Genomic DNA, 26727 nt, shown 5'->3' with positions numbered 1-26727 from the left:
CTCATCTCCCATCGAATGGCCTGGCCCCTCCTGATACTCGGCTGATAGTGTACTGATACTCCTGTGTCATAAATCAGGTGTCCGCGTCCGGAGCGGAGGTGAATATGCGCAGAACGGAAGCCGGCAGGGCGGATGAGCGATCGGGCTATATCGCCTATCTGCTGCGCCTGTGGCGGGCAGGTGAAGGCGAGGGCGGAGAATGGCGGGCGTCCGTCGAGGACCCCCATACTGGCGAGCGTAGGGGCTTTGCCAGCTTGGAGGCGTTATTCGCCTTCTTGCGAGAACAGGTCGGCGTGTCGCCCGCACCAAATCACGAGAAGGAGGAGGAGGACCCGGGGTAGAGGGACGCCAACGCGTGTCGGAAATCTTGATAAGCGAAGGAGGAGGAACCATGCGACGCGTTAGCCGATCACCCATGGTTGTTGGTCTGTTGTTGACACTTCTCTTGAGCGCCTGTCAGGCGTACCCACTCTTCGTGCCCCCTGAGCCTACGCCCATCCCGCAGACGGAGGTGAACAAGGAGATCGTGCGCCGCCATGTGGAGGAATACTGGAACCAGGGCAGGCTGGAGGTGGCCAAGGAGATCCATGCCCCCGACTATACTTTTCACGAGCAAACTAACCCGCCCATCCGCGGCCGCGATGCCTACGACCAATTCGCGATCATGTACCGCACCGCTTTTCCAGACCTCCATTTCACCATCGAGGAGTTGATCGCCAAGGGGGATAAGGTCGTTGAGCGATGGTCATGCACCGCCACACATCAGGGCGAGCTCATGGGGATCCCCCCTACCGGCAAACGGGCGAGGACCACGGGGATCAGTATCTTCCGCATCGCCGATGGCAAGATCGCGGAGGAGTGGACCAATTGGAGCGCCTTGAGCCTGTTGCAGCAGCTTGGCGTCGTTCCCATGCCAGCGGCCGTGCTGAACCAGGTTCACCAGGGGTTCGAAGAAGCGCTCAACGCCCATGATGTGGATCGGATGCTTTCGTACTTCGCGGAGGATGCGGTGTACGACTATGTGCCCGTGCCAACTCCTCTCCCGAAGAAGGAGATCGGGAAGTTCTTCGCATCGGTATTCCAGAGCTTCCCGGATTTCAGCAGTCTCCCCGGACGCGAGTTCCTGGTCGGCAACATCCGCGTCCTGGAGCACCCTGTCGAGGGCACCCATCAGGCCGAGTGGATGGGGATTCCGCCTACTGGGAAGAAATTCCCGACGCCTCACATCGACATCTTCGAGTACGAAGGGGACAAGATCAAGCGGCTGACCACCTACATCGACATATCTCGCATCTTGATCCAGCTCGGCGCCATGCCGGAGCCGGAGTTGCCAGAGTTGAAGCCCTCCTTTGAACTCCCCGATCCGGAGCCGACGGGGCTATCCCCCTTACAGGCGGACATCGAGGCGAATGCCCGGTGGAATAGGCACGATCTGGTCGCGTGGTCAAAGATGCTCCATCCGGATATAGACGTCTTCCTCGCCCCGCTCGGCCCCGTGGATCGAGCGGGCGTGGTGGCCGCAACGGAGCTGTACTTCCAGGGCGTGCCGGATGATTACGGCAAGGTCACACGGCGCATCGATCTGGGGAACGGCTGGGTATTGGCCGAGGTCGTGTGGACGGGCACCAACACCGGGCCGTACTTCGGTGTACCGCCCACGGGTAGACCCGTGAACGTCCGAGGCGGGCCCACTTCAACGAGGATGGCCTGATGACATACCTGCACGTTTATTACGACGGCCTGACGATCCTGCAGCAGCTTGGGCTGGTGCCGACGTCCGAGAGTGGGCAATAGGCTGCGCCCAGTTGAGGGGCGATGCACTTCGAAAATGCGTCGCCCCTCAAACGTTGGTCTGAACACGAAGGAGGCGAACGAGATGTCTGTAGAGCAGAACAAGGCACTCTTGCGCCGGGGATTGTTGGATATGTGGAGCACAGGCGACTTGAGCATCCTGGAGGAGCTCATCGCTCCTGACTACGTCATGCACGACGTGGCGGGCGACTTCCGTGGCATCGAGGCGTACAAGCAATTCCTCAACCTGTACCGCGGCGCCCTCCAGGATCTTCGCTTCACCATTGACGATCAGGTTGGCGAAGGCGACCTGCTGGCGACCCGCTGGACGTCCTCTGGGACACATCAGGGTGAACTCATGGGGATCCCGCCCACAGGGAAGCTCATCGCCGGGATGGGGATCGTCTTCTCGCACATTGTGAACGGGAAGGCTGTAGAAGAATGGGGGTACTGGGACGCCTTCGGTTTGCTCCAGCAATTGGGAGCGGCGCCGGCCAGGGGCCGCACTGATTTCTCCTGGGGCGAGCCATCGAAGGTCACAGGCGATCCCGGTGATCCGGAAAGCAACAAAGCCATCGTCACACGTTATGTAGAGGAGGCCTGGAACCAGCAGAGGCTGGATGTGCTGGACGAGATCATGCACGCTGACGTGGTTACCCATGAGCCGATCACGGGGCAAACCCTTCCGGGACGCGAAGGCCGCAAGCAGGCGATCAGGATCTATGTAGTGGCCTTCCCAGACCTTCATTCCTCGCCCAATCACCTGATTGCCGAAGGGGATAAGGTTGCGCTTCACTGGACGGCGACGGCGACGCACCAGGGTGAGCTGATGGGCACCCCGCCAACGGGGAAAAAGGTGAAGTGGTCTGGGGTCGCCATCTTCCGCATAGCTGATGGCCAAATCGTAGAAACGTGGTGGTCGTGGGATACGCTGGGGCTGCTGCAACAGATTGGCGCCATTCCCGCTGCAGGACAAGGCGGCAGTAACCCTGAGGCTTGAGGGCACCATGCGTAATTTGATCACTTGACAAGACGCTAACCTTGAGAGAAGTCGGCTCCAGTTGGTATGTAAGGAGACACAAACATGCGGCCTTGCTCAAGATCAACAGGCCCTCCGCTACATGTCCAGCTTCTCTTCAATATCATGATCCTCGCTGTGTTAGGCATTCTGGGGAGATATCGCATCCAGTCCAGCTTTCCCTGTCGTCCCGTGACGATTGTAGCTCCATTGTTGGCCGTGATGGCTCTACTGTCTGGCCACCTGGCATGGCGTTATCTATGCGAGGTCATCACGCGCACATTGGACATTGACAAGGCAATGACAAAGGATTTCCGAACACGGTTGCTTATCCTAGTTGTCTCAATATTCGATGCGCTCCATCCATGGAGATTGGGCACAATAAGTTTGTGGGGAAGCTTCATACTTTCCGTAGGTGCCATTGCCATTGTACTGAGTCCGGTGTTTCCCATCACAGTTATTGAACGGAGTCCGGTTCTTGAGGGATTCCGAGTGGAATATTCAAAGACCTCGCACATCTACAAGCCAGGCAGTACAGTTGAGCTTAAGGCGAGTGACAAAGTTAGGGTTGGGGCTGTTATTGCGAATTCGAATGGATGGATATGCAGTTGGTCTACATTAGGAGATGGAGGATGGCTGTCTGGGCGAGAGTGTGAGGGATACTATCAAATCTCATCTTGGCAAACGATCGACATTCTCTCTGTGAAAGTCCAATCCAGGTGTAAAACCCGGGAAGTACATGGTGCTCTACACATTAAAGTTATCCGGAACAGCTACTAACAGCTACTAAGGAAGAAGGTCTCGTTGGTCTCGACCCATGTAAAAGACATCAACGCGCAGTTCGAAATACCCGATTAAGGAGGGAGACAATGTCTAGATTACACCGAATCTCACCTCTAGCCACTTTAGGAACACTCTTCAGTTTCGTAATCGCTCTGGTTGGGGCATGTGCACAGTCTACTCCGCCTCCCCCTCTCACTGTAAGCGAAATTAGCCTTGGTCAGAGTACGGATGTGGTAGTCATAGCCTCCATCACTAAAATCTTCGCAGGTGGTCGTACCACTCTCGCGGTGGAAGCCAAAGGAGATGCACCATTGGAATACAAATGGGAGGCGAGACGTGGTAGTGTTGATCCGGATGATAAGTTATCCGTGATGTACATGGCTCCCAGTGAACCTGGTCCTGACTCGGTGACGGTCACTGTGATCGATAAGCATGGACAACAGGTAACCCAATCCATCCTATTGGAGATAATACCGAGACCAACGCCTACGCCCACGCCCACTAATACACCAACAGCAACTTCAACGCCGACTAGGACACCTACTGCGACGCTCTCTCCTACACCGCCTCCGTCGTGTGAGGTCGGTAGCTCTGCTGAGGGAATCGTGGAAATGTTTAAGCGATATGACGTTGGAGATTATAAAGGAGCGCTTGTATGTATAGATGAAATCGTCCTCCAATGGTCTGATGAGGCAAAGCAACAACAGGCTCAAAAGCAAATCGACAATTGTGACTATACGCCAAAGCCAGACAACGAGGAAGAAGTAGATGCGTTTTGGAAAGAGTATTGGGCGCTCAATGATGTCGGTACGGCTTGGTTTATGCGAGGTGAGATCCTGAGAAAGCAGGGTAACTGCGTGGAGGCAGTGATAGCCTATGAAACAGTTATAAAGGAATACTCGTGTGCATATGCATGGGATCCAAGAGGATGGTATTGGAGCGTTGCCAAGGGAGCGCAAACGGGACTCCAGAGGTGTCAATGAAACGGAACGAAGCCGAACAGTAGTCCCGGGGCCTGGGGGCTGACTCCTCTCAGCCCCCAGCTCTCCTGTCTCTAACGGGAAGTGGTGAGGCGAGGCGATAGCTGACACCAGGTAAGTCAGGTGTGGGTGATAAGCTATAAGTGTCCCATTTGATTATCCCTGTGATCATCCCATAGTGGCCCACTCATCCATGGCCCGTAGGCTGAGGACATGGGTTCACTGCTCGTGGGTTTACCGGGAAAGATGCCATTGTGGTCACCATGTATCTCACCGATCAGTGGCTCATCCGGGTGTTGGGACACGGAGTGGAATCTGGCGTTACACGGCTGTGGTTGTCAATCAGGACGGGACATGGAAGACGGTGTACCACCATCGCCATTGGTGGCTGGAGTCCAGGAAAGCCGGGTGTGATCCGCGACACACATGTTCACCGGGCCGAAGAGGTCTGGTGGCCATTGGCGAAGATCTGTTGACGTGTAGGCCCTCACTTTCGGTGGTGTAGCCACCGGGGTGAGGGCCAGAAAACAAGAACATGCAGTTCCCAGGCTCTCTGCTCGGAATGCGTTGACTTGCGTGGAGGGGAAGGCATGCCAGTAAAGAAAATCCTCTACATCAGCGGATCGTTGGGGTTGGGACACGTCGTGCGAGATCTGGCCATCGCCAATGAATTGCGCCGGCAGAATCCTGATGTGGTGATTGACTGGTTGGCCGCCCACCCGGCCAGCATAGTCCTCCAGGAAGCAGGCGAAAACCTGCTCCCCGAGGCGGCGGAGTATGCCGATGATAACATTCCCGCCGAAAACGCCGCTCAGGGCTTCCGATTGAACCTCATCAAGTACCTTTCCACCGCCATGGGAGAATGGGAGAAAAACGTTGCGACGTTCAGTCGGGTTGTCAGCAAGGACGACTACGATGTGATCATCGCCGATGAGGCCTATGAGGTGTCCATGGCCGTGGTCAACGGGCAGGTGAAGACGGACGCCGCTTTTGTCATGATCTACGACTTCATCGGCAACGACGCTATGTCCTGGAGCCCCATGGAGCGGTTGGGTGTCTTCATGTGGAATCGTGAGTGGGCCAAATTGCCGCAAGGCTATTCCCATGAACGGCGGATGGCCCTTTTCGTCGGCGAGTTTGAAGACGTGCCTGATTGCGGCCTTGGCCCCTTCCTGCCGCGACGCCGCGAGGTCGCCAGCGTCTGTAAATTCGTAGGGTACGTTCTGCCTTTCGATCCGGCGAACTACACCGACAGGGCCCTGGTCCGAACGGAGCTTGGGTATGGGAGCGAGTCCCTGGTCATCTGTACCATCGGTGGTACCCGAGTGGGCAAACCCCTGCTGGAGCTATGCGGCCGTGCCTATCCAATCATCAAGCGACAGGTTCCGGATTTGCGGATGATCCTGGTCTGCGGCCCACGCCTATCACCGGAGGAGCTGGATGTGCCTGATGGCGTGGAGGTACGCGGCTACGTCCCCCGGCTGTACGAACATCTGGCAGCCTGTGATCTGGCTATCACGCAATGTGGCGGTACCACCACACTGGAGCTTACCGCGTTACGTCGGCCGTTCCTCTACTTCCCGGTCGAGGAGCACTTCGAGCAGCAGGTCCACGTGGCTGGCCGGCTGGCTCGACACCGGGCCGGCGTCCGTATGTCCTTCTCTAGGATGACACCGGAATCCCTGGCGTGGGCTGTGGTCGAGAATATCGGCGGGGAGGCCGCCTGGCCGCCCATCCGCACCAATGGCGCACGACGGGCCGCGCAACTGATCAGCCAACTGCTGTAGAGTCTATCCGGGCCGCTGTGGAAACGACTCACGGAAGCAAAAAGGTGAGGGGCTTTGCCATGAGTCGCCCTAAAGTTATCCTCCGTCACTGTGATACTTACGACCCGGCCCGCATCGCCCGGATCATCGGCGAAGGGATGGACGAGCTGGGGATCCGGCCATACGGGCGCACGCTGGTCAAACCCAACGTGGTGATGGCCCACAGGCGGTTCTTTGCGCATGCCTTCACCCGGCCGGAATTCCTGGATGGGCTGCTGACGGCGCTTCGAGAGCGCGGCGAGCGCATCAGCGAGCTGTGCGTCGGCGAGCGAAGCGGCATCACCGTCCCTACCCGCTACACATTCGCCATGGCCGGCTACCCCAGGGTGCTCCGCAAACACGGCGTAAAGGCGGACTACTTCGACGAGGGGAAACAGGTGCCGGTCCGGCTTGAACATCCCGCCGCCCTGCGGGACGTGATCTTCGTCCCCGAGGGGATCGCCCGATGCGACTTCCTGGTGAACGCGCCCAAGTTCAAAGCCCATCCATGGACCAAGGTCACCCTCGCGCTCAAGAATTACATCGGCATCCAGGATGACGCCCATCGGCTCATCGACCATGACCACATGCTGCACACCAAGATCGCCGACCTGCAGGAGGTCATATCGCCCGGGTTCATCGCCATCGATGGCATCATAGCGGGGGAACGCACCATGCTTACCCCTACCCCTTATCCTCTGCACCTCATCGTGATGGGCGTGAATCCCGTGGCCGTGGATGTGGTCTGCACCCATATCCTCGGCCTGGATCCCCGGGAGGTGGACCACATCCGCATCACGGCCGAGCGCGGGTATGGTCCAATCGATCTGAGGGACATCGAGATCACAGGTGACGTGAGCCTGGAGGAGGCCAAGAAGCGCGCGGCCAATCTGCTATTGACCCTGGAGCGGGTGGACCAGGTCTTCCGGGATAAAAAGAGCCGGATCATCGTCTACATCGGCTCGCCCCCGGACACGTATGACTACTGTTGGGGGGGATGCCCGGGTTCGCTCTTTGAGGCCATGCAGGTCATCGAATCCTTCCAGCCCGATGTGTACCGGGCGGTTCGTCCCATGCACATCGTGATCGGTGCCTATCAGGGCGATATCGACGCCCGGCCGGGGGAGCCGATCTTGTTCGTGGGGGACTGCACCCGCTGGCGTGGGCGGATACACGATCAACAGATCGAAATCTCTCCTCTATATATCCCACGAGAGCAGATAAACCCTCAGGAGGCGACCAGTGGGGATGTGGTCAGCAAAATGATGGGGGTAGTCGCCAACCTGATCCGCCACCGAGGCCGACCGTTCATTCGCGTGCGAGGATGCCCGGTATCCGTCGCAGAAAACGCCCTGTACATCTCCCAACTGGGGAAAGTCGTCAATCCCTACCTGCATCCCTCAATCGCTCCCGCTTTCAGCTATCACTGGACCATATCCAAGGTAGCCAGATTCCTGCGCCGACGATCTCTCGCATAAGCGTTGCTGGAGCGGGGACGGCCTACGGGTTGTCCCCGTCAGGTCTTGCTACGTGCTGGGTGATCGGCGTCGTTAAGGCGCTGGTCACCTCGAGACTTCGGAGGTGACCTATGGAGCAACGAAATCCGGATATGCGACTGGACGGCCTCGACGCCCCGAAACTGACCCCGATCGTGCGACGGGCCCTGAATAGCCCAACAGCTACCGTCATCGACTGGCAGCAGGAGAGGGTGAGCAGCGGCGTCGGCTTAGGGACGGCTGTTTATCGCCTCACGGGTCAGGCGCAGGATAATGGCCAGACCATCCCCTGGTCGCTGATCCTCAAAGCGCTCTATCCCATCTCCGGCCAGGACGATCCCACGCATTGGTTCTACTGGAAGCGAGAGATCGAGGCATATCGCTCCGGATGGCTGGACGAGCTGCCCGGCAACATCGCCGCGCCGCGATGTTATGGCGTGGAGGAGCGGCCCGACGGCTCTTGCTGGCTATGGCTGGAGGAGGTGAAGGACGACATCGGCCGGAAGTGGCCGCTAGAGCACTACGGCGTCGTTGCTCGGCATCTGGGCCAGTTCAACGGCGCCTACCTCACCGGCGAGCCCATGCCTGCATATCCCTGGCTGAGCCGGAATGGGATTCGCAAACACGTAGAGTCTTCCGCTCAGGCTATCGAGCAGCTACGCGATGTTCTGGACCATCCCCTCGTGAGCCGCTGGCTTCCTGGCGATGCCAGTGAGCAGCTTTTCCAAACCTGGGCAGAGCGGGAGGTGTTTCTGGAAGCCCTGGACCGTCTGCCGCAGACAGTCTGCCAGTACGACGCGTTTCGTCGCAATCTCTTCGCCAGACAAACTCCCGATGGAGCGATGCAGACGGTGATCGTCGATTGGTCCTATACGGGGTGTGGGCCTTTGGGCGCGGAGTTGGTCCCGCTCATCATCGGGACCTTGGTCTTCTTCGAGGTGGATCTGGCGGAGCTGTCCGATCTGGATCAGGTAGCCTTCGAGGGATATCTCGAAGGCTTGCGGGATGTCGGCTGGCATGGCGACCCACGGCTGGCCCGCCTGGGATATGCGGCAGGCGTTCTCCGATATCATCTAGGCGCTGTTGGGGAAGTCCTGGCGGCGTTGTTGGGAGAGGTGGATCGCGGTGATGCTCAGGATACGTTTGCCGTCTCGATTGAGGTGCTATTGGATCAGTGGGCTGAGCAGCGACGTGTCTTCCTTTCCCTGCTGGACGAGGCGCGAGGGCTGATTGATCAACGGCCGTGGGAGGGGTGGCGAAAGGGAGGCGGCGATTCAAGAGAGGAGAGATGATCGGGTCGACTAGGGCGGTGGCCGCCCGGCTGGGTGCGATCCTGCCGGCCCCCATCCGCCGGGCGATGTTCCGCCGTCTGTGGCTGAGCATGGGCACCTCCTACGCCGGAGATCGCCTGCAGGATCTGGCCCAATCCTGGCTGGTGGCAACGGTGACCAGCTCGGCGTTAGCCGTGGGCGGGATTCGGGCGCTGGGTTCGCTGCCGCTGCTGCTCATGCCCATCGGCGGCGTCATCGCCGACGCGCTCGACCGCCGTCGGCTGCTCATCGCCGGACAACTGGCCGGCGCCGCGCTGACCGCGGGCGTCGCCGCCTTGGTCCTGCTCGGCCGGGTCACCGTGTGGCACATCTACGCCTGGGTGGTCCTGAACAGCTTCATCTGGGTCATCTCCCGGCCCTCCTACAAGGTCGTCCTCACCGAGTCCGTGCCCCTCCCCGAGGTGCGCTCCGCGGTGGCGATCAATTCCATGACGGAGATGGCGGTTGCCGTGTTGGTGAGCGGTGCGGGAGGCGTCCTGCTCGGCACCCTGGGATTGTCCATCGCCTTCACGCTGAACTCGGGTACCTATCTGTTGGCCGCCCTCGCCCTCTGGAGTCTGCGAGGGTTGCGATCGCAGTCAGATCCAACTCCTATGGGCCTGGACATGAGGCGGGTGCTATCGGATCTGGCCGAGGGATTCCGCTATCTGATGCGCGAGCCGAGGCTCCTGCATCCGCTCCTGTTCACGGTCCTCATCCTGGCGGCGATCAGCCCCGCCATCGGGCTGTCGGCCGCCATTGTGCACGCGGCGGAAGGGTCCGTGGTCGATTACGGGGTGTTGATGGCCTCGGCCGGGTTGGGAGCCTTCCTGGGCGCGGCCTTCGCCGGGGCGCGGCGTGACGGGGGGAACGCCACGTATCGGTATGCGATCCTGGGGCTCGTCGCGTCGGCGGCCTTGGCTGCGTTCGCCCTGCTGCCGATCGAGTATGCGTCGCTCCTGCCGCTGGCGACGATCGGCTTCGTGGTTTTCGTTCAGGCGGTTTGGAACACGAGCCGGGTGCGTGCCGTGGCCGATGCCGCGCATCAGGCTCGGCTGCAGGCGATCACGTCTACGGTCTTTAATGTGGGCTTCCCTATCGGTATGTTATGGGGTGGCCTGGCGGTGGATCGTTTCGGCGTGAGGGCGCTATTGGGCGGCGCGGTCGTGCTCGCCGCGGTATCGGGCATCATGGCCCTCGTGATGCGGCATTCCGGTCATTCTGGCCCGGGCTCTCTCGAGAAGCCGGAACCCTAGGCCCAAGCAGGGGGAGGTGAACATGAGCGCTATCGATTTGGGCGTCATCAAAGCGTTGGGTATGCCGAAGGTCGGGCAAATCGGGTTTGTGGTCGAAAGCATCGAACGGGCGCTCCCGTACTACTCCGCGTTTTTCAACGTGGATACGTGGTATGAGCCGAGGTATGCCGAGAAGCGACACCAGTACAAGGGCGAGGAGACGGACTGCGACGAGCGTCTGGTCATCGCCTTCTCTGGCAGGACGCAGATCGAGCTCATCGAGCCCAAAGGGGAGGATCACCCCTACTACGCGCCGTTCCTTCGTGAGCACGGGGATGGGCTGCACCACCTGGGCTTCATCGTCTCCGACTTCGACGAGAAGCTGAGGACGATGGAGCGATTGGGTATCCAGGCGCTCATGTCCGGCCGGTTCAAGACGGCCGGCGGCGGGCTGGCCCGGTTCGCTCACCTCGACACCCGTGAGTTCTGCGGCGTCATTCTGGAGATCATCGAGATCACGTTATACGGCATCCGCGTGCCACAGACAGCTTTCATGTGGAGTATCTCGGCCATAACCGGGGACGTGGCCAAAGTCAAGGCGTAGGAGATAACGGGGTGTCGGCACGAGAGGACGAGACCCTCGTGATCCAAATGGTCGTGGATGGTGGCTTAGCCGTCATTTCACCGGGGGAGGTGCCTATGAGGGAGTAAGGGCGACACATGTGTCGCTCCTACCGCAAGGCTCCCAAAAATCATGAGGAGGTGCGAAGATGGTGGGTCCGATCTACAAGCTCTGGATGTGCCGGCCGACCGAGGCCTGGTACCGGATGTCCCAGGAGGCTACATCGCCCGAAGCCAGGAGGCGCTACAACGAGTAGGCGGCAAGACCATCGTCACGCTGAACCCTCTCTGGTCGAACGAGCGATGGGCGCTGGCCGGAGTAGAGGAGTTCCCGGACATCGACGCTGTCTACAAACACGCCGAAATTCTCTTCTTCCAAGATCACTACCGTTTTACCGAGGGCTTCAGCATCCTGGGCGTGCGATGGCCCCGGGACGACACGTCTCAAACACTTCGCTCCACCATGGAGAACTCCGTGTTCAAAGTGTGGATGATGAGGCTTCCCGAAGCATGGTACACGTTGTCTCAGGAGGAACGCAATGCCAATAGCGCACGCGCGGCGCAAATCCTCGAACAAGTGGAAGGCAAGCAAATCATCGTGTGCGCTTGCGGTTGGTCCAATGAGCAATGGGTGTTGTTCGGCGTGGAGGAGTTCCCCAGCGTGGAAGCCGCCCAGCGCCATGCGGATCTCCTCTTCGCCAATGACCACTTCCGCTACTCGGACGGTGTGAGCATGCTGGGCACGTCATGGCGGATTGAATGATGGATCTCTCCCTTACCCCGCTGTCTCCGGCGGCACCCCTTTCCCTCTCCGCTGCGGGGAGGGAAAGGGGCCGGGGGATAGGGAGAGGTCCGAACCGTTCTTAACGTCTTTGTGCCTTCGTGGTGAATGATTCAACACGCGCTCAAACCCGATGACTTGGCAGAGGCGTTACACCTTGAAGCTTACACATGAGGCTGGGGAGGAACCGATGCGCTTAGAGGGGAAGATCGCCATCGTCACGGGCGGCGGGCGGGGGATCGGCCGGGCCATCGCGTTGGCCCTGGCGCGGGAAGGTGCCGACGTGGTCGTCTCCGCCCGCACGCGATCGGAGATCGAGGCCGTAGCTGATGAGATCCGGGGCCTGGGGCGCAAAGCCCTGGTGATCCCGGCCGACGTCACCGTGGCCCAGGAGGTCGAGCAGCTCGTGGAGCAAACCCTCAATGAATTCGGGCATATCGACATCCTGGTCAACAGCGCGGGGGGCATCCCCTATGAGCTGTATGATCGCCCCGGCCCGTTTCGAATGCCGAAGGGCATATGGGAGACTGAGGAGGCCACCTGGGATCGCATCATCGCGTCGAATCTGAAAAGCGTCTTCCTTTGTATGAAGGCCGTCCTCCCTCATATGATCGATCGAGGCCAGGGCGACATCGTGAACATCGCCTCCCGGCTGGGCCGGGAGCCCACGGCCGTGGAGGGATCCTATCCGGCGGCGAAGCACGCCGTCATCTCGCTGACCCAGACGACCGCGCTGCAGACGAAGGCGTATGGCATACGGGTGAACGCCGTGTCCCCCGGCATGGTGGACACCCCTGGCCAGCGTCGGTTCCTGGAGACGTTCCTCCCCGGCCGGGAACTCCCGCCGATGATGAGCGCGGAGTCCGTGGCCGCCGCGGTCGTTTATCTGCTGTGCGACACGCCCAGAGAGATGACGGGCCAGTCGATCGATCTGTTCGGGATAGGGTGAGGAACAAGAACCCCGGCGTCTCCCAGATGCTGGGGTTCCAATGCATCCCCTTCGGGGGAAACAGCGGCAGCGGTGCAGTGACTCACGAATGAGGAAGCGACGCGTGAACCCGCTCAAACGCTATGTGCATACGTTGAGCTTGTTCAGCCGGGACGCCCGGCTCTATCTGCTCAGCACCGCGCTGGTGTCCGTCGTCAATTATGGCGGCATGGTGACCGTGCTGGCCAATCTGTACCTGCTGCGTCTGAACTATGGCACGAAGGCGATCGGCCTGATCAACGGGGTTGCCCCTCTCGCCTATGCGCTGTTCGCCCCGGTGGCCGGGTGGCTCGGCGGGCGATTCGACATCCGTCGGATGATGCTGACCGGCCTGTTCGTGGCGATGGCCGGAACCATCCTGTTCTCCGCCACCCAGCATGTGCCTGCGACCTGGCAGTTCGGGTGGCTCATCGCGACGTGGACGACCCTTGGCCTGGGCCTGGCGCTATACTGGGTGAACTCCAATCCGTTTTTGATGAGCGCGACGACCCCCGTGGAGCGTAATCACGTCTTCTCCATGAGCGCGGCGCTGGCGCCTATCGCGAACTTCTCCGGCAGCGTCATCGCGGGGATCACTCCCGGGCTCTTCGCGATGGCCCTGCACACATCGCTGGACGATCCGGCTCCCTTTCGATATGCACTGGCTCTGGCCGGCGTGCTGATGATCCCGAGCATCCTGGCCATGCTTCCCACGCGCCCCGTCAGGCTGCGAAGGGAGCGCTCCGATCCCGTCGAGAGGGATGCCTTCCCCGTCGCCTTGGTCAGCGTGGTCGTGCTGGTGGGTATGCTACAGGTCGTCGCCGAAGGAATCGCCCGCACGTTCTTCAATGTCTATCTAGACGCCGAGCTGCACGTGTCTACCGCCCGCATTGGGACCTTGATGGGCGTGGCGCGGCTGATGGGGGTGCCCGCTGCGCTGGTGATGCCTCTGATCGCAGCGCGGCGGGGCAATGGCTTTACGACGGTCTTGGGAACCCTGGGCTCCGCTCTCTTCTTACTGCCGTTGGCCCTGGTCCCGCATTGGTTGGGGGCCGGATTGGGCTTCATGGGGGTTATGGCGTGGATGGCCGTCCGGCGCCCCGCCTTCACCGTATACACCCAGGAGAGCGTCCCCAGGCACTGGAGGGCGACCATGTCGGGCGCCACAAATCTGGCGGTAGGAATGGGGATCGCACTGGCCGCGATCGGCGGTGGGTATCTCGTGCCGATGCTCGGCTGTCGCGGCCTCTTCCTCGTCGGGATGGCGCTCTCCACCCTGGGCGCCGTCATATTCTGGGCCTACTTTCGCGTGCCGCGCGGGGAACTCGCCCTGCGTGAGGAGAGATCCTGAAAACGGGCGAAGTTCGCATGCCCTGAGTAAGGCTGTTGCCTCCGAGCCCCGACGGACAGGTGTCGGGGCTTTCGTACGCCTCGGGGGATGGGGTGCCCGCTTGTAGACACTTTGTAGCCACCGATAGGGTAAGATCCTTGGGGGATGATCGAATTCCCGTGGAACTCCCATGCTTCGGCAACGAGGTGAGAGCCTTGTTCGGCAGCGGCTCTCCTCCGGTGGAAATGGCCGGGAAGCGGTCACCGTATCCATACCAAGATAGGGTGGTATCGCTGTGCCTGCACCTGTTGAGTACGCATCCTTCCTGATTCGGATCTGGCGTGAGGCCGATGTAGACGTCGTGGCCTCGCCCTCTGATTGGCGTAGCGAGGTGGAGCATATCCAGACCGGCCAGCGCTGGAGCTTTGACACGTTGGAGGATCTGCTGAACTTCCTGCGTCGACAGGCGGGGGAGGCGCATTGGCCCGGGCCGGGCTGAAGAGCACCACCCCGGGATCGGGACGGTGATCGCTGCATGGGAACGGTGGATGGGGCGTCCCCTGTCTGCCACCGTTTGGGATGAAAGCTGCGATATAAGGGATTGGGGGGACGAGGATGCGGATGAGGGATCTTCTCCTGAGAGCCGTACTTGCGGGCGTTGCGCTGAGTGCCCTCCTGGCGTTGGGGGGCTTGGGCTTGGAGGGGATGAGCGCTACGGTCGAGGCCGACTCCGGCGTGGTGCCCACGCGGGAGAGGCTCACGACCAGCTGGACCTTTCAAGGGTGGGTGTACGAAGGGGATGTGGGCTCCGAACCGCCGGACGCCGCCCCCCTGGAGGGGGTGGTCGTCTCCGTTTACGGTTCGAACGGCTCATATCCGAACGCTGGGACGCTGATCCGCAGCACGGTGACGGGAGCCGATGGTCGATACAGCCTGACTGTGTACGACGACGACGGCAACTTCGAGTTCTACCACATCCGGGAGACGGACCCGGATGGCTACGTCTCTGATGGCGCATGGAGCGTCGACGGGACGGTGTGGACCGAGAACTGGATCGAATATGAGATCCCTCTGACGGGCAAGACGCTGACCGAGGATAAGTTCTGGGATCGGCGGCTGGCGACGGACACCCCGACCGTAACGCCTACCCCCACCTCATCACCCACGCCCACTCCTTCCTGGACGCCGACCCGGACCCCCACGCCGACCATGACGCCCACTGGCATCGCGACATCCACCGCCACCCCTACCCCAACCTCCACGGCGACGCCCACGGTCACGCCGACCGGCACGCAGCCGACCGATACTCCGATCCCCACGCCGACCTTCACGCCGACCGTCGGGCCTTCGGAGCTACCCGACCTGATCGTGACCGACTTGTGGCATGAGGACGGGGCCATCTGCTATCAGGTGCGGAACATCGGCGACGCGGTGGCCGTCGAGGGGCACGAGGTCGCCCTATTCATCGATGGCGAGCATCGGGCGAGCCAGCCGGCGGAGCTGGACTTGGAGCCGGGGGAGCGGTGGCAGGGATGCTTCGACATCGCGTGGGAGTGCACCCCGCCGGAGGACCACATCGCGGCCCAGGCGGACTACGGCGGGGATGTGCGGGAAAGCGACGAGACGAACAACACCCGGGAGGAGAGCTGGAAGTGCGATACGGTCCCCCCGCGGATCGTGTCCGGCCCCGTCGTGGAGGAAATCACCCAGGATTCCGCCGTCATCCTCTGGGAGACCGACGAGGATAGCGATAGCAGGGTGCGATACGGCCCGACGGCCGAGGAGTATCCCTTCGAGAAAGGGGACGGCGCTTTCGTCAGGGAGCATCGCGTCGTCTTGACGGGGCTGGACCCCGCGACGACCTACCATTTCCGGGTGCGATCCGCCGATCCCAGCGGGAACGCGGTGGAGAGCCGGGATGGGGTCTTCCAGACCGCGCCGCCGCCGGATGGCGCCGATCCCTTCGTCCGCCTTCAGGATCCCGGCGTCTGTCGGGGGAGTGTGGTCATCTCCGCCGAGGCCGCCGATGACCGCGGGGTGGAACGGGTGGAGTTCTACCTGGATGGGGAACGGGCCTTCACGGACTACTCCCCGCCCTATGAGTTCCCTCTGGACTGCAGGGAGTACATCAACGGGGACCATGTGATCACCGCGCGCGCGTATGACCTCGCTCGCAAGGCCGCCGTCGATGAGCGCGTGATCCGGGTGGACAACATCACGGATAGGACGGCGCCCCAGGTCACGATCACCTATCCCCATCAGGGCGCGACTGTGACGGGCGAGATCACGGTCACGGCGGTTTTGACGGATGACCTCAGGCTGGCGGATGCCGTCCTGTACGTGGACGGGACCAAAGTCCAGGTGGCATCCATCCCCGGTGAGACGAGGCGCACCACCGTGCAATGGCGTTGGGATCCATCCTCGGTGACGAACGGCAGCCATCGGGTTGGCGTCAAGGTCTGGGATGTGGAGGGCAAGACCGGGGTGGACACGGTGGACGTGGTCGTGTCGAACCCCCCGCCCCCTCCTCAGCCCAAGCTGGTCGTCACAGAACACAAGGCCACCCGGCTGGGGAACGGGCTCGTCGTGACGCTGACGGTGAAGAACGTCGGGGCGGCGGCGGCGAAGAACATCTATATCCAGGACTACATGCGGGCGTTTCAGCCCATCTCCCGTCAGACCACCACCCCCACCTTGATCAAGTACGAGGCCCGCTACAGCTCGACGAACAAACGCGCCGACTGCGCGATCCAGGACTATACGAGCCTTCCCCAGGGGGCTTCACGGGCGTACAGCTACGGCGTCGTCCCGGTGCTCATGTACCCCAATCCGCCCACTCCCTCCATCGGCGAGTCGGTGCGGATCTGGTATGAGGGGCCGGGCGGGATCCGGCACTACCAGGAGCTCAACCTGAAAATCCTGCAGACCACCAACGGCGAGGCGATCCCGGTCGCCCACCGAAACGCCACCGGGGCGGCGGACTATCTGCTGGTGACCAACCCGGCGCGGCTGTTCTCCCACTACCTGTCGAATGAGGTGGATGATCTGCTCTCCGATATGGCGCAACTGGCCGTCTACGAGCTGGGCGCGCTGGGATATCTGGACGTCTACAACGCCTCCACCCTCAAGAGCCTGATCAAGCCCGGCGGCGCCTGGGCGAAGCGCATGAGCGCCCGGTTCTCGCAGCCCATGAGCGGATATCTGCTGATCGTCGGCGAGACGGAGATCGTCCCCGCGTGGTCGGGCAGCGGGTTCAGGAGCAAGCTGCCGGTCGATTACAGCGATCATCCCTACGCCGACACGGGCGGCAGCCCGGCCCCGGACCTCATCGTGGGCCGGACCATCGGCGACAGCGCCGCGGTCCTGGCGAAGCCGATCAAGGCCAGCATCGGCGTGTACGCGCACGACTCAAACTACGCGTTCGACCGGAATCACGCGTTGCTGATCAGTGGCCCCGGGTTCGGATCGTTCGTCAAGGACGTGAACGACGTGGCGCAGATCCTGGCGCCCAAGTACGCCACCGTACAGAAGATGCACTGGGGCGAGTATTTCCGGGTCTCGAGCTTCTCCCGGACCTACGAGACCCGTGACGGCTTCGCCATAGGGGACGTGACGGGAGATGCCAAAGAGGAGATCGTGATCGGGGACATGGATCAGAACACGATCTCGATCTATACGGCGAATGGGACCGCGGCGGGCTCGTTCCAGCGGGACTTCGCCCAGGACGACCGCTTGGCGGTGGGGAACGTGACGGGCGGGAGCAAGGCGCAGATCATCATCGGCGACGCCAGCACGGGCAAGATCGCCGTCTATAAGGCCGATGGAACCCTGGTCCTCGAGTTCAACGCCTACTTCGCGAGCGGAGATGAGCTGGCGGCGGGCGACGTGTTGGGGCAGGGGACGGATCAGATCGTTCACGCGGATGCGAGCGCGGACGCCATTCACACCTGGGAGATTCGGAAGCTGATCTCCGGCAATTTCGTTGTCGTCCTCGTGGATTCGCTCGGCGCCTCCTTCGACGCATACGATCGCCTCGCCGTCGGCGATGTGATGGGGGATTCCAAGGAGGAGATCATCACCGCCGACATCAGCCTGGACAAGGTCTACGTCCGGCGCAGGGACAAGGGGAAGTGGTCATGGTTCCAGTATGGCAACAAGCTGGAGCCGGGCGACGGGTTGGCCGTCGGCAACGTGTATGGAAGGAATCAGCCGGCTAAGGATCAGATCCTCCTGGCTGATGTCTCCAGTCGCATCATGGTCTATGAGTGGAACGAGAATCAGAACAAGTGGATCGCGGGCAATCCCAGCATTCCCAGTACATTACATAAGTTCGATGGCATCGCGGCCGGCGATGTGGGGAATTTCGGGGGGAACAGGGACGAGGTGTGTGTGGCCAGTCCACAGTATGCGACGAATGGGGGCGTATCCTGCTTCGACTCCTGGAACTGGATCAAGCGGGTTCACGATGCGCTGCCGGGATTCACACGGAACAAGGACGTCATCTTCTGGTCCGGTCACGGCAACATCAACAAGTGGTCGGATGGCATCAATTCCCATCTACCATCCAACCATCCGTACTCTGTGTTCCCGCTCGATTTCAACAAGCATACCCCCTTCGTCCTGGCCATGTCCTGTCTGACGGGGAACTACGACGCCGGATATCTAGAGGAGAAGAACATCGCTGAATCCTTCCTGGCCAGCGGGGCGGCCATCTACATCGGCTCCACCCAAGAATCGTACGGGTATGAGAATCGAGAGGCGGCTAAGAAGCTCTATCGGGACTGGCGCGCCTCTGAATCGGTGGGGGAAGCGTTCACCAAGCTGGAGCGAGATGCCTGGATCAGCGGCGGGAAGAACGTGAAGAGCGACTGGTGGTTCTGGGTGTGGGAATACAACCTGTACGGCGATCCCAAGTTCGGGGTTATTTCGCCGGCCGGGAGCGCGAGCCGCGGGGAGCGCACCCTGGCGGCGCAGGCGGAGCCACCTTCGTTCCTGGAGGTCGAGGTCCCCGACTACGTGGTGCACCGGGATGCCTTCGGGGAGGGTCTGGACGATGTCGAGATCCCCGGAGGCCAGCTATGGCTGGAGCCGGGCCAGTTGCGGGTGCCCTTCTACACCGTCTCCGTGGACTATCCACGGGGGTACCGGATCCAGGACGTGGGCCTGGCCGAGAGATCGGGGCTGGTGACGGATACCGGCCTGAACGTTCCCATGACGCCCATCACTCCTACCGTCTGCCAGTGCGAGCCGCAGACCTATGCGGGCCCCGTCGAGGGGTGGTTCCCCGGGAAGGACTACGCCTGGGAGGTGATGGAGAACCCGGACGGCACGAGCACTCTGAACATCACCGTGTACGCCTTCCAGTATAACCCCCTGACGACCGATGTCCGGTTCTATCGCCGCTACGGCTTCGACATCGCCTACACCGTCTCCCCGGCGACGGTGGCGGAGTTGACGACCGATAAGCAGGAATACGCTCCAGGCGAAACGGTGACCGTTGAGACACGATTGGATCAGACCGAGGGGGTTCAGGACGTGGTCGTCGGCGCGGTGATCCGGCGGTACGGCAGCGATGAGCTGGTGGATTCGCTGTTCCTGCGCACGCTGGCGGACCTGGCCGGGGCCGCCTCCTTCTCCACGAGCTGGAGCAGCGAGGGCGTGGCGCCGGGCGTCTACTATGTGGAAGTGACGCTGCGGGATCCGGAGGGACGCACGCTGGACAGGCGGACCAGCACGTTCACGCTGGGCGCTCCCTCCGGGGCGGTCACCCGCCTTACGGCCACGCCGGAGCGCTTCCGCGTCGGCGATCCCATCCAGATCTCGATGACGTTCGCCAACACGGGGCCGGTGGCGCTCGACGGCGTTGCCGTGATCCGGGTCCTGAACGAGTCCGACGAGATCGTCCGGGAGTTCCGGCACGAGATCTCCGATCTGGAGCCGGGCGGGACGATCCCCTTCGAGGATGTCTGGGACACGTCGGGTCTGCCGGAGGGCACGTACAGGATCATCGGGACCGTCGCGTACGAGAGCCAAACGGCCGATCCGGTGACCGTGGTGGTAGGCACCGGGCGGTCGCGAGGACGTCTCTACTTTCCCATCCTGTTGAGGGGTTCATCCTAGTGTGGCTTGTCCTCCACGGGGCGTGATCTGCGGCGGCGTACGCGCCGTATCGCCGTCGCGTGCATGTCTGGCGGGGGAGCCGAAGGAGGAAATGCTCATGGGCCGTCTCGGAAAGCACCGCCGGGTTGGTTGGCTTTTGGTGATCCTGCTGTTGGGGCTCTTCGTGCTCCTGCCCTACTGGGTGCAGGCGCTGGAGCGCACGGAAAGCCCGGCAGCTTCCCGATTCCAACACGCCCCCGCCGTGCCCGACCAGGCCTATACGTTCTACGGCCGGGTGTACGAGGGCGAGACCGGGGTGGAGCCCCCAAACAGCACCCCCATCGAGGGGGTGACCGTCAGCCTGTACTGTTCCAACGACGCTATGGTGTGGGGCACCAAGCTGCGGGATGCCGTCACTGACTCCACGGGGCAATACAGGCTGGATGTGTACGATGGCGACGTGTGCGAGTACTACCATATCGTTGAGACGGATCCGCCGGGCTACACCTCCAATGGGGCCACCAGCGTCGGCGGAGATGTCGTAGACGCGAACTGGATCCGATATGACCTCCCCCTGGATGGCAAGACGCTGACGGGCAACAAGTTCTGGGATCTGGCTCCGGCGACGGATACGCCGACGGCGACGCCGAGCCCGACCTGGACGCCCACGCCCACCCCCGTCCCGACGGCTACCCCCACTCCCACCTCCACGCCGACCGGCGCCCCAACTCCCACGCCCACCCCCACACCCACCGGGACGACGCTGCCGACGGATACGCCTACCCCCACGCCGAGCGCGACCGCCTCGACGCTTCCATGGCGGTTCATGGGCCGCGTGAACACCCTAACCGACCCGTCGTTTCCGGAGCCCATACCGGCCGAGGGCGTGTTGGTGGCATTGTATGGCTCCGCTAACCCGGAGGAGATGGGGACGTTGCTGACCAGCGCCCGATCGGGAGAGGACGGGACGTACAGCTTGACCTCCGATGGTGGCGGCGGGACCGTCGCCTTGCAGGACTACGAGTACTGGCACATCGTGATCGCGGATCCACGCTACCGGGTGTTGGAGGCGGTCTCCGGCAGCGGCGGCCAGTCTACGGATCAGGGATGGATTCGGTTTCAGGATCCCCCGCCGGGGGACTATGCGGACAACGACTTCGTCGTGGAGCTGAAGGACACGGTCGAGCGGGTCTTCGTCGGATACGTGTATCGCAGCGAGCCCGGCGAGAGAAATCGGCCCTGGCCTCGGGTCCCTGTGGGCCTCTTCAAGGCGAACATCTCGTGCGAGGAAGGGATCCTGGTGGCCGAGGTCGAGACCGACGATTTGGGTCGGTTCACTATCCCGTACACCACCCCGGCGGAGGAGGATGCGCCCTACTACAACCTGATCGTGCGCGGCGACGATATCCACGTCATCGGCGCCCAGTCGGATAGCGGGGGATATGCGACGAATCAGGGCTGGCTGCAGTTCGAGCAGCCACCGCCCGGCGAGTTGGCAGGGAACGACATCTTCGCCCGTCCCGTGCTCGGGGAGCAGCTCATCCGCGACGCGAGCGCCGACGCCTACGTGAGCGCGCAGGCACCGACGGGCAACTTCGGTAAGGCGCCGGTCTTGCTCACGGGATTTAGCAGCGGTCCTGATCCCTCTCGCAGCCGGACGTTCATCCGCTTCGATCTCTCCTATATCCCCAAGGACGCCGTGGTGACCCAGGCCTCGCTGAACCTGTATCTGGAGCAGTCAGGAGGCCGGGAGAAGGTGTGTATCTCGGTGCATCGAGTGCGGAGCTCGTGGCGGGAGGCGCCGCCCTGGTACCCGAACATCACGTGGAGCAACCAACCGAGTTATCACTCCGTCCCCGCCGCCACCCATTATGTGGACAAGTCCACCGGGTACAAGAGCTGGGATATCACGACGTTGGTGCAAGGGTGGATCGATGGCAGCGTGCCGAACTACGGTGTGGCGGTGGTCGGCCCGGAGGAGGGGAGCGCGTGGGGCCGAGGCTTCTCCAGCCGGGAGGGAGGGCATGCCCCGCTCCTGGTGGTCCGTGTGGTGACGAGCAGCTCCTTCCAGACGCCCACACCGACGCCCACGCCGACGCCCACACCGACCCCGACGCCCACGACGCCCCCCATCAGCCGACATGTGCAGGTCACCGGCGTGGAGATCACCCAGGCCATCCAGTGGGCCAATGGGTTTGGGGTTCCCCTCATCGCCGGCAAGACGGCCGTCGTGCGCGTCCACCTGCGGGTGGCCGATGGCAAGGGGGATATCCCGAACGTGGGCGGCGAGATACGCTATCCCTACGGGGCGGGAGGGAGCATCTTCTACCCCCTGAGCACCGTGACGGTCCGCTCCAACCCTCAGCGGAGGGTGTTCAGCCATTCCCTGAACTTCGTGATCCCCGCGAAGTATGCTACGGGATCGGGCGGGATGCTCATACGTATATTCCCACCCCCGGGTGTATCCTTCTCGGCCATTGGCGAGCTGCAGGAGACCCGGATCGTGAATTTCCTGCAGATGCCGCCGCTGCGCGTGGTCTTCGTGCCCGTCACGTACAAGCTGGGGAAGACCGTGCGCATGCCGGACGCAAACGCCATGAATAACATCCGCAGCTGGCTGCGGCGGGCGTATCCGGTCCCCAACGTGGTCACCGCGCGACATCCGGTTACGCTGACGCTTCCTGTGAAACCTGCTGACTTGTGCGGTAGCGGCGGCTGGGCGAAGCTGGACAATCAGATCGCAAAGCTGCGAACTACTTCTACGACCACGCTGGGAGCCAACACGCTGTACTATGGGATGGTGCCTTATCACTACGAGTATAGCTGTAAAGGCACCCATGTCGTTGGTAAGGCGAATGGCATTCCTAGCAGCGAGGCGGCAGGGGTCGTGTTTCCAGCCAATGTCTGGATCAATAGCGTTCGTGGGGATGAGTGGACGGGGGCGCTGGCCGGGCATGAGTTGGGGCATTGCCTGAATCGCTATCACGCCGAGTTCTGCGACGCTAAGGGAGGGAAACCGTATCCCTATGCGCACGGCATGATCGGCGAATATGGGATGGACATTCAGAGCTTGCAGGTTTACCCTTATAACACGTACTATGACGTCATGACTTACTGTGATCCGCAGTGGATCTCGACCTTCACCTACAATGGATTGCGGGCTCGCATCGCTCAGTTCCCGCTGCTCCCGGCCCGGGCGGCCGCGCCGCAGGAGGTCCTGCTGGTCAGCGGGGTGATCAACAAGACGACCGGACAGGCGGAGCTGGATCCCCTCTATCGGATGACCTTGCCCGCCCCCGAGCAGCCGACGGGAGGTTCCTGCGCGATCGTGCTGTGGGACGCCGGGAACCGGCTGCTGGCCGAGTACCCCTTCACCCCAAGGGCGGACACCGATCCGGTCGAGGGCGAGGATGAGTACCAGACCATCTACGAGCTGGTGCCCGATCACCCGGATCTGGCGCGGGTCGAGGTGCGGTGTGAGGATCGTGTGCTGGCTTCCCGAGAGGTAAGCGCGCATCCGCCGTACGTGCGCGTCCTCTCGCCCAACGGCGGCGAGACCTGGGAGGGCGGCACGCGAGAGATCGTCTGGGAGGCTGGCGACGAGGACGGGGATCCGTTACGCTTCCTGGTGCAGGTCAGTGCGGATGGCGGCGAGACCTGGACGACCCTGGCCACCGACCTGGAGGGGACCCGCTTCAGATTCGATTCGGCGCTGTTGGCCGGGAGCGCTCAGGCGATGGTGCGCGTGGTGGCCAGCGATGGGCTGCTGACGGCGCAGGATGTCTCGGATGGGACGTTCAGCGTGGCGCGCAAGCCGCCACAGGTGGAGATCAGCTGGCCATCCGAGGGCGGCTTCCTGCGCCCGGGGCAGCCGGTGATGTTTGAGGGCTACGCGTACGACCCGGAGGACGGGCCCCTGACCGATGCCTCGTTGAGCTGGGCATCGGATCGGGATGGCGCCCTGGGCACCGGCGGGGAGGTGATGGCTACGCTCTCGGCGGGCGAGCACCGCATCACGCTGACCGCCGTCGATCAGGACGGCATGCGGGCCACCGCCAGCGTGCGGGTCTCCGTGCGGTATCCGACCTACATGCCGGTGTTCCTCCGACGTTAGCGTTGCGAAGCGGGTAGAGGCGATTCATGAGCCGCCTCTATCCGCCCAGGCAATGGATATCACAAGGAAGCGGCTTGCCATAGCCGCCCGACTCGAGGGGGCGGATATGAAAATCTGCCCTGTCGCTTGGGCTTTCCATCATGTACCGGGCGTGTTTGGAGTAGGCGGCCGGGGAAGGTCCCCTCTTTTCGTGTAGTGCATTAGGTGTGGTGCATCCCTGAAGGTTTCCGGAGGTTGGAGTGAGGGGATGGGGCGGCGTTATTGGGGCTTTCATCGTCGTGTGGGTCCTGTCGTTTGGCGTTCTCGCCATGGCCCGGTCGGCAGGCGATGTCGGGGGGAGCCTTCCCGGCGTGATCGCCCATGGGGGGCAGGGAACGGGCACGCACCGTTACCTGCCCTGGATCTTGCGAGGCGATGGATCCGCCCCGGGCCCCACACCTACCCCCGCCTTGACGCCCGTTGCACCCGGACACATCGCCCACGTCTGGGCCAACGAGGGCGGTGACAAAGTCTGGCGTGGTGAGCTGCGCGCCACGAACGACCCCGATTCGGTGCGCAACTCCGTGTGGGACGGCCGCACCATCTCCCTCTTCGGCGCTCGCAACGAGGTGGTGTCGTTCAACCTGATCCTGGAGGCCCCTACCGCCGAGGCCAGAGACGTCACCGTGGCCCTGACCTCGTTGGACGGGCCCGGCGGCGCCCGCATCGCCACCCGATCGGCCATCCGGGAGGATCTGTTCAACTATGTGGGGCGCAACATCGAGCTGTTCTACGTGCGCTATCTTCAGATTAGGGGCCTGAGCGTGGATCTGGCCTATGATGACTACGATGAGCGCCACATCCCGAAGCGATGTCGTCGCCCCTATGATGAGAATGGCATCGGCACCGGCACCTGGCAGGACCGGCCCTGCCACGATCAGTTCTATCCCGAGATCGCCGTGCCCCTGGAGCTTCACACTCCCTTCACCATCCCGGTGGGCACCAACCAGGCCATCTGGGGGGACATCTATATCCCCAAGACGGCCCCCGCCGGGGTGTACACCGGCACGCTCACCATCGCCGAGGGAGGCGTTGCCACCTGGCGTGTCCCTGTGCGTCTGCGCGTGCGAGACTTCACCCTGCCCGATCTCCCCTCCGCCCGCACGATGGTCTTCTACAGCTTCGAGAACATCAACGATCGTTACCTGGGGGTGGCCTATCCTGATCCTGGCACGGAGGTCTACACGCGATCCCTTCGGTTGGCCGATCGACATTTCCTGCTCGCCCATCGTCACAAGATCTCCCTCATCGACGGCGGGGACACGGAGATCGCCCGGATGGGGGACGCGTGGACGGACCGGCTGAGCGGCGATCTGTTCACGCCCGCCCGGGGATATGACGGACCCGGCGTCGGGGTGGGAAACGGCGTCTACTCCATCGGCACCTACGGGGGATGGGCGTGGCGGGATGGCACCCGAGAGGATATGTGGGCGAACACCGATCCGTGGGTCGTCTGGTTCGAGGAGCAGGCGTTCGCCACGCCTACCGATGTCTTCCTCTATCTCATTGACGAATCGGATGACTACGCCCAGACCGAGCGGTGGGCCCGGTGGATGGATGAGAACCCCGGCCCCGGTCGGCGGCTCATGTCGCTGGCCACCCTGCCCCTGCCCGACGCGATAGCCCATGTGCCCAGCCTGGATATCCCGGCCAGCGGGGCGGACTTCGGCATCACCTCGGAGTGGGACAAGGCCCTGGCGACGCTGCGCGCCACCCCCGGCAAACGGTTTTTCATGTACAACGGCAGCCGGCCAGCCTCCGGCTCCTTCGCCACGGAGGACGAAGGGGTGGCGCTGCGCGAGCTGGCCTGGGGCCACTACAAGAAGGGGATCGATCGCTGGTTCTACTGGGAGTCCACCTACTACGTCAACTTTCAGTGCTACGGCTCTCGTGATCCTCGCAGCCAGACCAACGTCTTCCGACAGGCGCAGACCTTTGGCTGCTACGATCGGGATGATTCCTCGCTCGGGAGAGCGGGTTGGAACTATACCAACGGCGATGGGGTGCTGTTCTACCCGGGGACCGACACCCGCTTCCCCGCCGAAAGCTATGGCGTCTTTGGGCCCTTTGCCTCTTTGCGTTTGAAGCTGTGGCGCCGCGGCATCCAAGACGTGGACTATCTCACCCTGGCAGCTCAGGTGGATCCCGTCCGCACGCGCCAGATCGTGGATCGCATGATCCCCAAGGTGCTATGGGAGTATGGGGTATCGGACCCAAGCGATCCCACATGGGTTCGCACGGATATCAGTTGGCCCATCGATCCGGATGTGTGGGAGGCGGCGCGGGCGGAGCTGGCGGACATCATCGAGGGGGGGTGAGGGAGACCACCATCCTGCACTGCCGGACTGAGAGTGTGTC

Annotated in this window: 14 protein-coding genes and 3 pseudogenes; all 17 read left to right on the top strand. The window is 62.3% G+C overall.

Going from position 1 to position 26727, the window contains the following annotated elements:
- Positions 1 to 104 precede the first annotated feature (104 nt).
- The 17 genes and pseudogenes from GXP39_08780 (at position 105) to GXP39_08700 (ending at position 26687) form a co-directional block, all read left to right on the top strand.
- Complete coding sequence (locus GXP39_08780) at positions 105 to 341, top strand: hypothetical protein (GenBank protein NOZ28129.1); 237 nt, start codon at positions 105 to 107, stop codon at positions 339 to 341.
- Positions 342 to 391: 50 nt separating this feature from the next.
- On the top strand, positions 392 to 1711 hold the full coding sequence (locus GXP39_08775; GenBank protein ID NOZ28128.1) for a hypothetical protein: 1320 nt from the start codon (positions 392 to 394) through the stop codon (positions 1709 to 1711).
- Positions 1712 to 1876: 165 nt separating this feature from the next.
- Positions 1877 to 2791 (top strand): ester cyclase, encoded by a 915-nt coding sequence (locus GXP39_08770; GenBank protein ID NOZ28127.1) that lies wholly within the window; start codon positions 1877 to 1879, stop codon positions 2789 to 2791.
- Between the two features lie 1274 nt (positions 2792 to 4065).
- Positions 4066 to 4167: pseudogene (locus GXP39_08765) on the top strand (PEP-CTERM sorting domain-containing protein).
- Positions 4168 to 5162: 995 nt separating this feature from the next.
- Positions 5163 to 6359 (top strand): hypothetical protein, encoded by a 1197-nt coding sequence (locus tag GXP39_08760; GenBank protein NOZ28126.1) that lies wholly within the window; start codon positions 5163 to 5165, stop codon positions 6357 to 6359.
- Between the two features lie 59 nt (positions 6360 to 6418).
- Positions 6419 to 7855 carry a DUF362 domain-containing protein gene (locus tag GXP39_08755; protein ID NOZ28125.1) on the top strand — a complete coding sequence of 479 codons (1437 nt, stop codon included), beginning with the start codon at positions 6419 to 6421 and terminating at the stop codon, positions 7853 to 7855.
- A 110-nt stretch (positions 7856 to 7965) separates the two neighbouring features.
- Entirely contained in the window at positions 7966 to 9165 is a 1200-nt protein-coding gene (locus GXP39_08750; protein ID NOZ28124.1) for a hypothetical protein, read from the top strand.
- Positions 9162 to 10439: an MFS transporter gene (locus tag GXP39_08745; GenBank protein NOZ28123.1), complete on the top strand. Its 1278-nt coding sequence runs from the start codon at positions 9162 to 9164 to the stop codon at positions 10437 to 10439. Before GXP39_08750 ends, GXP39_08745 begins: the two co-directional genes overlap by 4 nt.
- 22 nt (positions 10440 to 10461) lie before the next feature.
- Positions 10462 to 11022, top strand: coding sequence for a hypothetical protein (locus GXP39_08740; protein NOZ28122.1), 561 nt, complete (start codon positions 10462 to 10464; stop codon positions 11020 to 11022).
- A 195-nt stretch (positions 11023 to 11217) separates the two neighbouring features.
- Positions 11218 to 11802, top strand: coding sequence for a hypothetical protein (locus tag GXP39_08735; GenBank protein ID NOZ28121.1), 585 nt, complete (start codon positions 11218 to 11220; stop codon positions 11800 to 11802).
- Between the two features lie 208 nt (positions 11803 to 12010).
- Complete coding sequence (locus tag GXP39_08730; protein ID NOZ28120.1) at positions 12011 to 12769, top strand: SDR family oxidoreductase; 759 nt, start codon at positions 12011 to 12013, stop codon at positions 12767 to 12769.
- Positions 12770 to 12872: 103 nt separating this feature from the next.
- Positions 12873 to 14138: an MFS transporter gene (locus GXP39_08725; GenBank protein NOZ28119.1), complete on the top strand. Its 1266-nt coding sequence runs from the start codon at positions 12873 to 12875 to the stop codon at positions 14136 to 14138.
- Positions 14139 to 14412: 274 nt separating this feature from the next.
- Entirely contained in the window at positions 14413 to 14616 is a 204-nt protein-coding gene (locus GXP39_08720; protein NOZ28118.1) for a hypothetical protein, read from the top strand.
- A 206-nt stretch (positions 14617 to 14822) separates the two neighbouring features.
- A complete protein-coding gene (locus GXP39_08715) occupies positions 14823 to 20237 on the top strand; it encodes a hypothetical protein (GenBank protein ID NOZ28117.1) in 5415 nt (1804 codons plus the stop codon).
- A 604-nt stretch (positions 20238 to 20841) separates the two neighbouring features.
- Positions 20842 to 21024: pseudogene (locus GXP39_08710) on the top strand (hypothetical protein).
- 18 nt (positions 21025 to 21042) lie between these two features.
- Positions 21043 to 22260 (top strand): annotated as a pseudogene (locus GXP39_08705) (DNRLRE domain-containing protein).
- 2309 nt (positions 22261 to 24569) lie between these two features.
- Positions 24570 to 26687 carry a DUF4091 domain-containing protein gene (locus GXP39_08700; GenBank protein NOZ28116.1) on the top strand — a complete coding sequence of 706 codons (2118 nt, stop codon included), beginning with the start codon at positions 24570 to 24572 and terminating at the stop codon, positions 26685 to 26687.
- The last annotated feature ends 40 nt before the right edge of the window (positions 26688 to 26727 follow it).

It is taken from the genome of Chloroflexota bacterium, assembly GCA_013152435.1.
In the GTDB taxonomy this organism is placed as follows: Bacteria; Chloroflexota; Anaerolineae; order DUEN01; family DUEN01; genus DUEN01.
This window is presented reverse-complemented; position numbering and strand designations above follow the sequence as displayed.

Coding starts and splice junctions, on each gene's coding strand:
- GXP39_08770 (NOZ28127.1), top strand. CDS start 1,877: ATGTCTGTAGAGCAGAACAAGGCACTCTTGCGCCGGGGATTGTTGGAT.
- GXP39_08755 (NOZ28125.1), top strand. CDS start 6,419: ATGAGTCGCCCTAAAGTTATCCTCCGTCACTGTGATACTTACGACCCG.
- GXP39_08740 (NOZ28122.1), top strand. CDS start 10,462: ATGAGCGCTATCGATTTGGGCGTCATCAAAGCGTTGGGTATGCCGAAG.
- GXP39_08745 (NOZ28123.1), top strand. CDS start 9,162: ATGATCGGGTCGACTAGGGCGGTGGCCGCCCGGCTGGGTGCGATCCTG.
- GXP39_08750 (NOZ28124.1), top strand. CDS start 7,966: ATGGAGCAACGAAATCCGGATATGCGACTGGACGGCCTCGACGCCCCG.
- GXP39_08760 (NOZ28126.1), top strand. CDS start 5,163: ATGCCAGTAAAGAAAATCCTCTACATCAGCGGATCGTTGGGGTTGGGA.
- GXP39_08730 (NOZ28120.1), top strand. CDS start 12,011: ATGCGCTTAGAGGGGAAGATCGCCATCGTCACGGGCGGCGGGCGGGGG.
- GXP39_08780 (NOZ28129.1), top strand. CDS start 105: ATGCGCAGAACGGAAGCCGGCAGGGCGGATGAGCGATCGGGCTATATC.
- GXP39_08715 (NOZ28117.1), top strand. CDS start 14,823: ATGAGCGCTACGGTCGAGGCCGACTCCGGCGTGGTGCCCACGCGGGAG.
- GXP39_08775 (NOZ28128.1), top strand. CDS start 392: ATGCGACGCGTTAGCCGATCACCCATGGTTGTTGGTCTGTTGTTGACA.